At 70.1% G+C, this 12,423-nt stretch carries 11 protein-coding genes and 3 pseudogenes; 7 read left to right on the top strand and 7 right to left on the bottom strand.

The features are described 5' to 3' along the window. Window positions 1–15 precede the first annotated feature (15 nt). From RCO28_RS26385 to RCO28_RS26370, 4 genes are read right to left on the bottom strand one after another with little or no spacing between them, the layout of a single operon-like run. A complete protein-coding gene (locus RCO28_RS26385; RefSeq protein WP_308943752.1) occupies window positions 16–408 on the bottom strand; it encodes a phosphopantetheine-binding protein in 393 nt (130 codons plus the stop codon). A gap of 27 nt (window positions 409–435) precedes the next feature. Then, window positions 436–1,662, bottom strand: coding sequence for a beta-ketoacyl synthase N-terminal-like domain-containing protein (locus tag RCO28_RS26380; protein ID WP_308943751.1), 1,227 nt, complete (start codon window positions 1,660–1,662; stop codon window positions 436–438). A gap of 35 nt (window positions 1,663–1,697) precedes the next feature. Further along, complete coding sequence (locus tag RCO28_RS26375; protein ID WP_308943750.1) at window positions 1,698–2,945, bottom strand: beta-ketoacyl-[acyl-carrier-protein] synthase family protein; 1,248 nt, start codon at window positions 2,943–2,945, stop codon at window positions 1,698–1,700. Window positions 2,946–2,985: 40 nt separating this feature from the next. Further along, a complete protein-coding gene (locus RCO28_RS26370; RefSeq protein ID WP_308943749.1) occupies window positions 2,986–3,951 on the bottom strand; it encodes an ACP S-malonyltransferase in 966 nt (321 codons plus the stop codon). A 176-nt stretch (window positions 3,952–4,127) separates the two neighbouring features. Here RCO28_RS26370 and RCO28_RS39425 point away from each other — a divergent pair. From RCO28_RS39425 to RCO28_RS26355, 4 genes and pseudogenes are all read left to right on the top strand, one after another. Then, window positions 4,128–4,250, top strand: a pseudogene (locus tag RCO28_RS39425) (hypothetical protein); the annotation flags it as partial. Window positions 4,251–4,329: 79 nt separating this feature from the next. Then, a pseudogene (locus RCO28_RS39420) lies at window positions 4,330–4,425 on the top strand (DUF6879 family protein); the annotation flags it as partial. A 57-nt stretch (window positions 4,426–4,482) separates the two neighbouring features. Further along, window positions 4,483–4,818 (top strand): annotated as a pseudogene (locus tag RCO28_RS26360) (Scr1 family TA system antitoxin-like transcriptional regulator); the annotation flags it as partial. A gap of 281 nt (window positions 4,819–5,099) precedes the next feature. After that, on the top strand, window positions 5,100–5,660 hold the full coding sequence (locus tag RCO28_RS26355; RefSeq protein ID WP_308943794.1) for a hypothetical protein: 561 nt from the start codon (window positions 5,100–5,102) through the stop codon (window positions 5,658–5,660). 6 nt (window positions 5,661–5,666) lie between these two features. On the opposite strand, the gene RCO28_RS26350 is transcribed toward RCO28_RS26355, so the two are convergent. From RCO28_RS26350 to RCO28_RS26340, 3 genes are read right to left on the bottom strand one after another with little or no spacing between them, the layout of a single operon-like run. After that, window positions 5,667–7,001, bottom strand: coding sequence for a cation:proton antiporter (locus RCO28_RS26350; protein ID WP_308943748.1), 1,335 nt, complete (start codon window positions 6,999–7,001; stop codon window positions 5,667–5,669). 10 nt (window positions 7,002–7,011) lie between these two features. Next, the gene (locus tag RCO28_RS26345; RefSeq protein ID WP_308943747.1) at window positions 7,012–7,332 is read right to left on the bottom strand and encodes a ferredoxin family protein; all 321 of its coding nucleotides are present in this window, start codon (window positions 7,330–7,332) and stop codon (window positions 7,012–7,014) included. 46 nt (window positions 7,333–7,378) lie between these two features. Continuing rightward, window positions 7,379–8,443, bottom strand: a complete 1,065-nt coding sequence (locus tag RCO28_RS26340) for an NAD(P)/FAD-dependent oxidoreductase (RefSeq protein WP_308943746.1) — start codon at window positions 8,441–8,443, stop codon at window positions 7,379–7,381. Between the two features lie 196 nt (window positions 8,444–8,639). On the opposite strand from RCO28_RS26340, the gene RCO28_RS26335 reads away from it, so the two are divergent. The 3 genes from RCO28_RS26335 to RCO28_RS26325 all read left to right on the top strand — a co-directional run bounded on the left by RCO28_RS26335 (window position 8,640) and on the right by RCO28_RS26325 (window position 12,383). Beyond that, a complete protein-coding gene (locus RCO28_RS26335; RefSeq protein WP_308943745.1) occupies window positions 8,640–9,854 on the top strand; it encodes an NAD(P)/FAD-dependent oxidoreductase in 1,215 nt (404 codons plus the stop codon). Between the two features lie 3 nt (window positions 9,855–9,857). Further along, window positions 9,858–10,952, top strand: coding sequence for a class I SAM-dependent methyltransferase (locus RCO28_RS26330; RefSeq protein WP_308943744.1), 1,095 nt, complete (start codon window positions 9,858–9,860; stop codon window positions 10,950–10,952). Window positions 10,953–11,150: 198 nt separating this feature from the next. Next, a complete protein-coding gene (locus RCO28_RS26325) occupies window positions 11,151–12,383 on the top strand; it encodes a cytochrome P450 (RefSeq protein ID WP_308943743.1) in 1,233 nt (410 codons plus the stop codon). The last annotated feature ends 40 nt before the right edge of the window (window positions 12,384–12,423 follow it).

Below are 12,423 nucleotides of genomic sequence, written 5' to 3'. Positions count from 1 at the left end.
CGCCCCCAGGGGGGATTAGATCTGGTGCTGCTGCAGAAAGCCGGTCAGCTGGGCGACCGTGCGGACGTCCTTCAGGGCCTTGCCGTCGGGCGCCTTGCCGCCGGCCAGCGAGGCGACGATCTCGACCAGTTCGGCCGAGTCGATGTCCAGGTCGGCGCGGAGCTGGGTATCCGGCGTGATCTCGGCCTCCTCAATGCCCAGTTCGGCGAAGGCGGCCAGCAGGCGGGCGTGGACGGTGTCGCGGTCGATGACGGCGGTGGCGGTCATGGTGTTCTCCCTGTTTGCGGTATGGATGTGTTCGGTGCGGTTGCGATGGACCCGGGTGCGCCAGACGACCGTTGGTTGGCCGCCGAGCGGGCGGCACAGCTGGTCGTACGCGTGGCTGGTGTCGGTCCGCAGACAAGCCATGCGGACGCTCCGTTCGGACGGCCTTGATCAGATGGCTTTGAGGGCGAGCGCGGCGACGGTCCCGTCGGCGCCGCGGGCGTTGACCAGCGCGCTGCGTACGGCGCGTTCGCGAGCGGCGCCCGTGACCACGTCCAGACCGGTCGCCGCGGCGTCCGGCGCGGCGACCGGTGGCACGGCCCCCTTCCGTATCGCCAGCAGCCCGGCCAGCAGATCCACCACGGGCGCGGCGCCAAGCAGATGCCCGGTGGCCGGCTTGGCGGTGGTGCACGGCACCTGGCCCGCCGCGTCACCTAGGAGCGTGCGCAGCGCCGCCACCTCGGTGGCGTCGGCCGCCGACTCCCCCTGCGCGTCCAGTCCGACGACCCCCAGCTCACCCGCCTCGACACCGGCCTCCTTGAGCGCGGTGGCGGCGACATGCGCCATGACCTCGGCGCCGGCCGTTCCGAAGACGTCGTCCCCAACCGCGTGCCCGGTCGCGAAGCCCGCGATCTCGGCGAGCGGCCGGGCGCCGCGCGCCAGCGCGCTCTCCTCGGCCTCCAGGACGAAGACGACCCCGCCCTCACCGACCCGGTATCCGTCCGCACCCTCACCGAAGGGCCGGTACTCACCGTCGGTGAGCCGTCCGCTGGTGTGGCAGAAGGTGTATGTGTACGGGGTGACCGGCGCCTCCGCGCCGCCCGCGAGCATCACATCGGCGCGCCCCTCGGCGACCGCGCGGGCCGCGTACCCGACCGCGACACTGCCACTGGCCGTATCGGCGGCCACCGTCTTACTGAAGCCCTTGAAGCCCCAGTTGATGCTGATCTGGCCCTGCGGTGCGGTCGGGAACCACGCCGAGGCGATGTACGGGCTGACGCCGCCGTACCCGATCTGGCACAGCTTGCGCATGCTCGGCTCGGTGATCTCCCAGCCGCCGTACATGTTGCCCAGGTACACGCCTGTACGCTCCACCGCGGCGGCACTTTCGGACGGGCCCCCGGCCTCCTCCGCCAGGCCGGCGTCGTCCAGGGCGCTGTGCGCGGCGGCCATGGCCAGCGCGCAGAAACGGTCCATCCGCTTGCGCTGCCGCAGCGGTATCGCCGACAGTGCCGTGTCGTCCACGACACCGGCGTGCCCGCCCGCGTACTCCCCGGCCGGGAAGCGGTCGATGGGCGTGGTGGCGGTACGCCCACTCGTGAGCAGATCCCAGAATTCTTCGGTGTTCCCGGCACTGGGCAGAACCAGCCCGACCCCGGTGATGACAACCTTACGCATCTCTCAACTCTCCTGACTCGAAACGTAGTTGGGGCTCAGGCGCGACCGAGTACGACAGTGGAGTGGATCCCGCCGAACCCGCTGGAGAGGCTGGCGATCGCGTCGACCGTGGCCTCGCGGGCGGTGTTGGGCACGTAGTCCAGATCGCAGTGCTCGCCGGACGCACTGTGGTTGATCGTCGGCGGCAGCATCCGGTCTTTCAACACGAGCACTGAGGCGACGAACTCCAACGCGTTGGCGGCCGCGAGCGCGTGCCCGACCATCGACTTGATGGAACTGACCGGCACGTCGTACGCATGCGCGCCGAGCACTCGCTTGACGGCATTGGTCTCGCACACGTCGTTCTGCGGAGTCGAACTGCCGTGCGCGTTGACGTAACCGATCCGCTCGCCGGCGAGCCGGGCGTCGTCCAGCGCAAGCTGGAAGGACCGCGCAAGATCGGTCCCGTGCTCGGCGAGGTCGGTCATATGGAAGGCGTTGGCCGTCGACCCGAACCCCAGCACCTCACCGAGGATCGTGGCGCCGCGCGCCTTGGCGTGCTCCCACTCCTCCAGTACTGCGATGCCGGCGCCCTCGGCCAGCACGAACCCGTCGCGCTCACGGTCGAAGGGGCGCGAGGCGTGCTCGGGATCGGCGTTCCGAACGGACAGCGCCCCGATGACGTCGAAGCAGGCGACCACGAACGGGGTGACCGGCGCCTCCGCGGCCCCCGCGACCATCACATCGGCCTCCCCGCGCCGGATGGCGTCGAAGGCGAACCCGACGGCGTCATTGCCGCCCGTGCAGCCGGTCGTCACGGTGACGGACGGCCCGCGCAGCCCGTACGAGTCGGCGACCGCGGCCGTCGGCGTATTGAAGGTCGCGGACAGATGCAGCCGCGGATGAGCGGCGGCCACATCGATCGGCTCGGTCCCGTTCTTCGTAATGTCCGGGAAGTGCTCGGTCATGAACCGTGTACCGCCGATGGCGTTGGCGATGACGGCGCCGCTCCGGTACGGATCGAGGCCCTCCCCTCCCGCGAGCCCGGCGTGCGCCATGGCCTCGCGCGCCGCGGCGAGCGCGATCCGTACGACGCGGTCGTCCCCGTCCGGCTCGGTGGCCTCACTCCCCGGCAGCTCGACGGCCGGCAACTGCCCCGCGATCTGCGAATTGAACCCACTGGGATCGAAGGGCCGGATCCGGTCGACCCCGCTCCTCCCCTCCCACAGCCCCTCGGCGAAATTCTTGGCACCGACTCCGTTGGGGGCCAGAACCCCAAGTCCGGTGATGGCAACTCGACGCATGTGCTGATCTCCTTATTGGCCGGTGGAACTCGGATGGCGGTCAGGCCGCGCGTTCCGCGACGGCGGAAGCAGTGCCGGCAGCAGTCCCGGTGATCTCCAGGCAATCGGCGAACGAGCCGACGCCAACGACGGGAATCCGCCGGTCGAGGTGGCGGAACAGCCCGCGCAGCACCTTCCCGGGCCCGACCTCGGCGAAGGCGCCGACCGACAGCCCGCGCAGCCGCACCATGACGTCGGCCCACCGCACGGGCGAGGTGATCTGCCGGGCAAGCAGCGCCCGGTAGGTGCGCGGATCGGTGACAACCTCCCCACTCACCGAACTGACGATCGGTATCCGCCCTTTCTTCAAGGGCAGTTCGGCAACCAGCGGCAGTAGCCGCTCCTCCGCCTCCCCCATCAGCGGCGAATGGAAGGCACCATCAACGGTCAGCGGGATCACGGCACTCGCGCCGCGCTCCAGCGCCAGCTCCCCGAGCTTGGCAACGGCATCGGCGGTGCCCGAAATAACGGACTGCTTAGGACTGTTGGCATTGGCCACAACAGCATCGGCCGGCCCGTCCGCGGCGAGACGGACCAGCGCTTCGGGCCTCAGCCCGAGCACCGCCGCCATCGCACCTTCCGTACGGGCGCAGCAGGCCCGCATGGCCTTGGCCCGGCGGGCGACGGCGATCAGTGCGTCGTCCAGCTCCAGCCAGCCGCCGGCGACCAGCGCCGCGTACTCGCCGAGGCTGTGCCCCGCGACCGCGACGGGCCGCAGCCCGCGCTCGGTGACGGCTTCATGCAGCGCGACGGACACCGCGAACACCGACAGCTGGGTATTCACGGTGTCGGCCAGCCGCTCCTCGGGCCCGCGCAGCATCGCGCCGGCCACATCCTGTCCAGTGAGCTGTCCGGCCCGGCGCAGCGTCCGGTCGAGCAGCGGGGAGGCAGCGCGCAGCTCCGCCCCCATGCCCACGTACTGGCTGCCCTGGCCCGGGAAGACGAAGGCGTACCGGGGATTCCCCATGGCGTGGTCGACCTCCTGAGATCGGAACCGACCCGTTCGTGGTGTCGGCTTCACAACAATCAGGATTGCTGATGATTCGGATTCCCGTCAATCCGTAACCGAGATTATTTGTGTTTCGGTGTGTGCCGAGACCCGGTACGCGTTCGAGGGGCGGTCAACGCAGTTGCGTCCACGGCATGTGCGGCCCGGCGTCCCGAACCCGTGTTCCGGCACTCTTGAAGTTGCGGGACAGCTACACGCGCGACGACCCCGCGTTCGTCCGCTGGCAAGAGGGGCACCGGGAGGATCCCGCGGACCGCGCTGCGTGGTGGCGCCCGTGGCTCGACGTGGTCGTCGAGGCGACCGGCAGGGGGTGTCGCCATTCGCCGCCTGTGGGTCGTGTCCGAGCCGATCAGTGGCTATGTCCGGTACGAGTACGACTGCACGTTCACCAATGCGGAGGCCGGGGAGCAGATGCGCTGGCCTCCGCGTTCCCGAGCGCGTGATCTTCTGCTGCCCGCCCTGGACGGCTGGGTCATGGCCGGGCCAAGAGCATTCCTCGTCGAGGAATCCGTCCTGCGGTCCGGTATCGGCGCCGCAGAGGCGATGATCGGGCAGCTGATCACCATCGCTTGGCTGCCCCATGTGAGCTTCGGCGTCGTGCTCATGCGGCCGGACCGTGCGCGCTGGCCCGTCGAGGGGTTCTGGATCTATGGCACGGTTCAGGTCAATGTCGAGCTGGTCTCCGGCTACCTCACCGTTACACAACCCGGTGAGCTCGCCCTGTATGCCGGGACGTTCGCGGAGCTGGCCGAACTGGCGGTCTTTGGAGTCGACGCCCGTGCGCTGATCACGGCGGCCATGGATGCGCTGGACACCCCGGAGTGAACCTGCGTGCAATCCCGTAGAACCTTCTGGCTTCCGGCTGCTCACCGTTCCTGACGGTTCCGTACATCGGAATATGAGAGGGGGCGGACTCCACGAGCGACTGAACGACGTACTTCACAGCGCCGGTTGAGCCGACGCATCTGTGGGCGTCCGACCCTCCGCCGGTCGCCGGATGCGATGTGTGTCAGACGTGAACGTCGAGATTCGGCGGCACCCGCACTCAGCGGTGCCGGCCCTGGGGCACCGGCAAGGCCGACAGGCCACCCCAAGAGAGAAGGAGAATCAGCCATGACAGACGGTGGCAACTACGGTGCGGGCCAGCGTCGATCGAGCCTCCGCCCCCGCCGTCTCCGGACAGCGGTCCGCCACCCGGTGACGGCCTTCGGGGGTACGAACCGCACGCCCCGTACGACCGGATCATCGCGACGCGCGGCGTACGGGACCTCCCCTACGCGCGGGTCGCGCAGTGCCCGCCGGAGGTATCGTCCTCGCCCCTGGGGACCCAGTACAGGCACCAGGACGCAGTGGTCCGCCGTCTCGTCGTGGCCGAGGACGGGTGGAGTGCAGGTGGCCGGTTTACCGGTCCGGTGCAGTTCATGAAGGCCCGCGGTCAGCGTCTCGCGTGGCCACGGCATGAGGAGTGTGCCGCCCTGACGTCACCCCGTTCGGCCTCACCATCGCAGGTACTGGCACCACCGTATGGCTGGATGCCCCGGAGCGTCCCTCCGGGTCTGGAACGAGCCGCTCTTCTCGCGCACGTTCGAAGGCGGCGGCATGCGGCCCGGGGAGCGGCCGTGTCGGCTGCCACCCGGGCCGTATCAGGCGCGACATCACCCTCCTGACGGGCCTCAGGGAACTGAGTCGAGGACCAGTTGAGGGTTCCTTGACGCCGATGCCGACCCCTGTTCCGGTGTCGGCGCCGGGGTCGCCTTGATGCGGGTACGGCCCCGGCGGGACTCGATCAGGTCCAGCAGCGGACCCGTCACCGCCGTCGTCAGCAGCGCCATCAGGACGAAGACCGCGTACAGGCGGGTGTCGATCACACCGGCCGTGTACGCGACTTGTACGGCGATCAGTTCCGTCAGGCCTCGGGTGTTCATCAGGGCGCCGACCGTCAGGGACTGGTGGCGGTCCAGGCCGGACAGCCTCGCGCCGGCCGCGGAGGGGAACAGCTTCACTGCCACCGCTGTGGCGCAGACCAAGGCCAGGAGCAGCCAGGTTGCGGCGTCGATGCCGTTGAGGTGTACGCCGAGGCCGGCGACGACGAAGAAGGCGGGGAGGAGGAGGGTGCCCAGGCCGCGGAGGCGGGTGAGTACGACCGGGTGGGGGGTGCCGTCGGGGCGGCGGGGGGCGGCGATGCCGCACAGCAGGGCGCCGAAGACGGCGTGCAGGCCGAGCCAGGAGGTGAACCAGGCGGAGGCGAGGAGGATGCCGGTCAGTGCCGCCATGCTGGGGAGGGAATCCACCCGCGCCAGGGCGTAGCCGAGCAGCCTGCGGCCCACCGTGAAGAGGACGAGGGTGAAGGCGGCCAGCAGGGCGCAGACCATCAGTGGGCTGTGGGTGGTGTGGCTGCCGCCGCTCAGGGAGATGGCTCCGGCCAACAGGAGCCAGGCGATGCCGTCGCAGGCCGCGGCGGCGCCGAGGCTGACGACGCCGGCGGGTGTCGAGCGCAGGCCGCGTTCATCCAGGACCCGGGTCAGGACGGGGACGGCCGTGATGGAGAGGAGGATGCCGGTGAAGATGGGGAGGAGTGGGCCGTAGCCGCTCCCGCCCGGTAGTGCCGTGATCAGGAAGCCGAGGCCGATACCGCCGAGCATCGGGACGGCTGTGGCCGCGCCGGCGACGGCCGCCACCCCCCGCGGGCGGCGGCGCAGTTCGCCGAGGTCGGTCTCGTACCCGACGCCGAACATGTAGCAGGCGATGGCAAGTTGGGCCATGCCGCCGAGGATGCTGACGACGGGGGGCGGGAACAGGGAGTCGGTGGGATTGCCGGGGAGGAGGCCAAGGGCGCTGGGGCCCAGGAGCACCCCCGCGGCGATTTCGCCGACGACCACGGGCTGGCGGAGCTTGCCGGCGAGTTTCCCCGCTGCGGCTGCGACGACGATGACGACGGCCAGGGCGGCGAGCGCGCCCGTCGCGGTGGCTTCGGGGGAGGGCCCGGCGGCCAGTTCCTGAAGAGACATCGCGGTCACCTCAGCTCCCCGCTCGTACGCGCTGATCCACCAGCGGCGAGTCCGGGACCCGCTCGGCCATGTTGCTGCCGCCGGGGGTGTCACCCAGGCCCGCGAAGAGGTCGGCGGCGGCCTCGCGGAAGGGCTTCCACCTGTCCGGCAGCTTCTGTACGGGCTTGATGGCCTGGGTCGGGCAGGTCAGCGCGCACGATCCGCAGCCGATGCATTCGGTGGGGTTGATGTACATCATGCGCTCGCCCGGGTAGATCGCGTCGACCGGGCATTCCTCCATGCACGAGCGGTCCATCACGTCGATGCACGGTTCACCGATGACATAGCTCATGGTCGATCTCTCCTTGATACGTGATTACGTGATCTCGGGCATCGGGTCAGGAGGCTGCGGCCAGGGCCGGGACCGGCTGCGGCGCCGGTGGCATGACGGCGTCGGAGGAATGTCCCGGCACCGCACCCAGGTCCGGCCGGACGCGCGCCACCGCGTTGTTGACGGCCGTCGCCGCCTCACCGAAGCCGACCGCGATCAGAGGGACCCGGCCGGGGTACGTGGCGATGTCGCCGGCGGCGAACACACCCGGTACGTCGGTCTGCATGTCCGTACCGACCAGGATCCTGTTGCCGACCAGGGCCATTCCCCATTGGCCGATCGGGCCGAGGCGGGCCGTGAAGCCGAGCGCGGCGATCATGGCCTGGCAGTCGCGGCGTTCCGGGCTGCCCTCGGAGCCTGTCACCGTGACGTCCACCGCCGACAGCCGCTCCACGCCGTGGCAGGCCGTGACCTGAGCGCCCGTCACCACCTCGACACTCGATCGGCGCAGCAGGTCGACGCTGTGCGCCTGGGCGCGGAAGCGGTCGGTGCGGTGGACGAGGGTGACCGAGCGGGCCAGCGGTTCGAGGGCGAGGGCCCAGTCCACCGCGCTGTCGCCGCCGCCGACCACGACGACGTCCTGGCCGCGGTGGTCCGCCAGCCGCGCCACGTGGTACGTGACGCCGCGGCCTTCGTACGAGTCTCCGGCCGGCAGTCGCCGGGGCGTGAAGCTGCCGACTCCCCCGGTGACCACGACCGCGCCGCAGCGTACGTCGCCGCCCTGGTCCGTACCGATGACCCAACCACCCCCGTTCGCCGAGCGGTTGAGGGAGACGGCGGTGTGGCCGAGCAGCCACTCCGGTTCGAAGGGGGCGACTTGCAGCAGCAGGTTGTCGATCAGTTCGCGGCCATGCACGGCGGGGAGGCCGGCGATGTCGTGGATGCGCTTTTCGGGGTAGAGGGCGGCGACCTGGCCGCCGGGGTGCGGCAGCGAGTCCAGCAGGGCGACGCGCAGACCGCGCAGGCCCGCGTAGTACGCGGCGAAGAGGCCGGCGGGACCCGCGCCTACCACGGCGATGTCGACCGAAACGGGTTTCAGGCTTCTGGTGTCTGGGCCGGTGTCGGCGGTCATGGGCGGGCTCTTCTCTCGTAGGTAACGCCGGGCGACCCGGCGAGATTCCATCACCGTAACTGACAATCAGGGATGCTGACAATCAGTTGGCGCATGGTGAAAACATCCGATTGAGGGAGGCCGAGATCAACTTCGATCCTTGAGACATCACCAGCAGCCGTCCGCGGCCCGTCCCTGACGCTTGAAGGAGATCTTCATGACCACCGAGTACGACGTCATCGTGATAGGCGGCGGGCCGGCCGGCTCGACCGCCGCCGGCCTGCTCGCGAAGGCGGGCCGCAACGTCTTGCTGCTGGAGAAGGAGAAGTTCCCGCGCTACCACGTCGGCGAGTCCCTGGTGCCGGGCGTGGTCCCGGTACTGGAGGAGCTCGGCGCCAGGGAGAAGATCGAGTCGGATGCCTTCCAGCGCAAGTACGGCATCACCCTCCTGTGGGGCGCCGAACGCGAGCTGTGGACCGTCTACTTCGGCGACGGCGGCCCGTGGAAGTACGCGTATGAGGTCAAGCGCGCCGAGTTCGACAATGTGCTGCTGCAGCACGCCCGGGAGCTGGGCGCCACCGTCATCGAGGAGGCGACTGTCGCGGAGGCGCTCTTCGAGCCCGGTGACAACGGACGCTGCACCGGCGTGCGTTACACCCTCGGCGAGCAGGGCGAGCCCACCGAGGTCCGCGCGCAGTACGTGCTGGACACCTCGGGCCAGGCCAAGCTCCTTGCCCGCCGGATGGACCAGCTGCACTGGCACGAGGACCTGCGGAATATCGCCGTGTGGACGTACTTCCAGGGTGGTGAGTTCTTCGAGGGGAGCGATCGCGGCAACATCCTGACGGAGTATCACCCCGATGGCTGGGTCTGGGTGATTCCGTTCAGCGACGGGACGCGGAGCGTCGGGTTCGTCGGGCCGAACGACGCCTTCGGGCGGTCCGGGATGACGCTGCCCGAGTACTTCCACAGCAAGCTGGAGACCAGCCGAGAGGCCAAGCGGCAGCTGGCCGGCGCGGTGCGGATCGCGGACTACCGGGCGACAAAGGACTGGAGTTACGTCTCGGAGAAGTTCTCCGGGCCGGGATATCTGATGGCCGGGGACGCGGCCGCGTTCGTCGACCCGCTGTTCTCCACCGGCGTGATGCTCGCGATGAAGAGCGCGTCGCAGGCCGCGAAGACCATCGACGCGATTCTCGACGAGCCGGAGCGCGAGGAGGCGCACCAGAAGGCGTACGAGGAGAGCTACCGCGAGTTCTTCGAGACCGTCGTCTCCTTTGTCCGGTTCTTCTACGACGCCCGCCGCAAGCGCACCGAGTACTGGGAGAAGGCCCAGGACCTCATCGACCCCGTACGGGAGCTGGAGCAGCGCGAGGACTTCATCAAGCTCATCTCCGGGCTCGGCGGGCAGCGCCCGGTCATGGAGAGCTGAACGATGACCGACCTGTTCACACCGACCGCGACCGTGGCCGACGACACCGCGCCGACCGGTTACGGCTCCTGCGAGGACCGCCCGGCGCCGCCGGACCCGGCCCGCATCCTCGACCTGTCCTGGGGCATCGCCCGTACCGGCACCCTGGTCGCCGCCCTCGAACTGGACGTCTTCTCGCTGATCGCCGCGGGGACGCGGACGGTCCCGGCGCTCGCAGAGAGCACCGGCACGAATGAGCGCGCGATGGGCCTGCTCACCGGTGCTCTGAACGCGCTCGGGCTGCTCGTACGGCAGCGTGACGGCGGGTACCGGCTGCCCGCCGACTCGGCCGCCTTCCTGGTGCGCGGCGCGCCGAACTACCTCGGCGATCTGCGGCACATGCACCGGGTGATCAACTTCCCGCTGTGGCCGCGGCTCACCGAAGCGGTGCGCGGCGACCGGCCCTTCGACGATCTCTTCGGCGACGACGGCAGCCGAGTATGGGAGCAGGTCACGCCGTATCTGGACCAGCTCGGCGGGGCGGCCGCGCCCTGGCTCGCGCAGGCGCTGCGCGAGGCGGCGCCGGGCCTGCCCGCCGAACCGTCCCTGCTGGACGCGGGCTGCGGCTCGGGCGGCTACACCCGGGCTCTGGCCCGGCTGCTGAATGCCCGCGCGGTGGGTCTGGACCGGCCCGACGTGGCAAAGCTGGCCGCGGAGCAGACCGAGGCGGCCGGCCTGTCGGAAAAGGTCACCTTCCGCGGCGGCGAGCTGCGGGAGCTGGACTGGGGCACGTCGTACGACCTCGCGCTGCTCAGCAATCTGCTGCACGGGTACTCGGAGAATGAGGCGCTGTCCCTGCTGCGCCGCGCTCGCGCGGCACTGCGGCCCGGCGGCACGGTCGCGGTCTTCGAGTTCGTACCGGACGTGGAGCGCCCAATGGACAACCCGGTCGCCGGGTTCTTCAGCCTCCAGATGCTGCTGACCAGCGAGGGCTCGGGCTATGCCCTGGACGAGTACCAGGGCTGGCTGCGCGAGGCCGGCTTCACGAAGGTCGCGGCGCGGCGCTGCCCGGCCGGACCGCAGACGCTGATCACGGCGGTGGTGCCGGAGACCGCCTGAGGGCGGTGGCGAGGCGGGAGGGAACGGCTCGTGCCTGCACGCGTACGACTCGTTCCCTCCCGCCTTCCGTTTGATATGGCAGCGTGACAAATAATCCCTTACACTGATCCTCAGTGAGGCTGATCAATCGCCCCATCGAAGGCGCTGCTTGATCGCCCCGTCGCCCCGTCGCCCCGTCGCTCCGACCGGAGGTTTCCGATGACCGCCCCACCGGTGCACCACGCCGACCAGCTCATCGCCTCGCTCTTCCGCGACCCCGCCGTGGCCGGCGAACCCTACGAGACGTACCGCGAACTCCGCCGGACCGCGCCCGTACACCGCAGCTTCACCGGCCACTGGGTGCTGAGCCGGTACGCGGACGCCGAGCACGTCATGCAGGCCCCCGGCGTCGGCAAGGACGTACAGGCCTTCATCCACAGCCAGGGCGTCCCGGACTGGGAGCGGCACACCTGCTTCACCCGCATGCTCGACCACTTGATCTGGGCCAACCCGCCGGTGCACACCCGCCGCCGCAGCCTGGTCAGCAAGGTCTTCACACCCCGCGCGGTGGCTGGCTGGGAGCCCGCCATCGAGGCGCGGGTCGCCGAACTCCTCGAACCGCTGAAGGATGGCGGCGAGGTGGACCTCCTGGAGACCTTCGCCTTCCCGCTGCCGGTCGCGGTCATCGGTTCGCTGCTGGGCGTACCGCGCGCGGACTGGCCGATGTTCCACCGGCTGATACGGCAGGTGGTGCTCTGCGTGGAGCCCTCGCCTTCACCCGCGCAGCTCGCGCTGGCGGACGAGGCGGCCACCGAACTCAACGCGTACTTCGATGTGTTGATCGCCGAGCGGCGCGCCCACCCGCGCGAGGACCTGATCTCCCAGCTCGCGGCCGCCGAGATCGACGGCGACCGGCTGACACCGTCCGAGCTGAACAGCATGGTCCAGTTCCTCTTCGGCGCGGGCTTCGAGACCACCACCAGCCTCATCGGCAACGGCATGCTCGCCCTGCTCCGGGCCCCCGACCAGCTGGAACGGCTGCGCGCGGACGAGAGCCTGCTGCCTGGCGCCGTCGAGGAACTGCTGCGCTACGACTGCTCGGTGCAGCTCACCATGCGCACCGCCTTCGAGGACCTGGACATCAGCGGCACCACCGTCCCGGCTGGCGAATCCATCGTCGTGCTGCTGGGCGCCGCCAACCGCGACCCGGACCGTTACCCCGACCCCGACCGCCTGGACCTCACCCGCACCCGCGTGCGCCCGATGTCCTTCGGCGGCGGCATCCACTACTGCATCGGCGCGGGCCTGGCCCGCCTGGAGGGCCGAATCGCCTTCCGCGAGCTGCTGCGCGCCTTCCCGAGGATCGAATCGGCCACCGAACGGCCGTCGTGGCGTACGAACTTGACGCTGCACGGCCTGGAGAAGCTGCCGGTCCTGCTGTCCACTCGCTGACCACCACACCGTACGGAACCCGTACACCCGACCCACCAGG

The sequence above is a fragment of the Streptomyces sp. LHD-70 genome (assembly GCF_031157275.1).
Lineage (GTDB): Bacteria > Actinomycetota > Actinomycetes > Streptomycetales > Streptomycetaceae > Streptomyces.
This window is presented reverse-complemented; position numbering and strand designations above follow the sequence as displayed.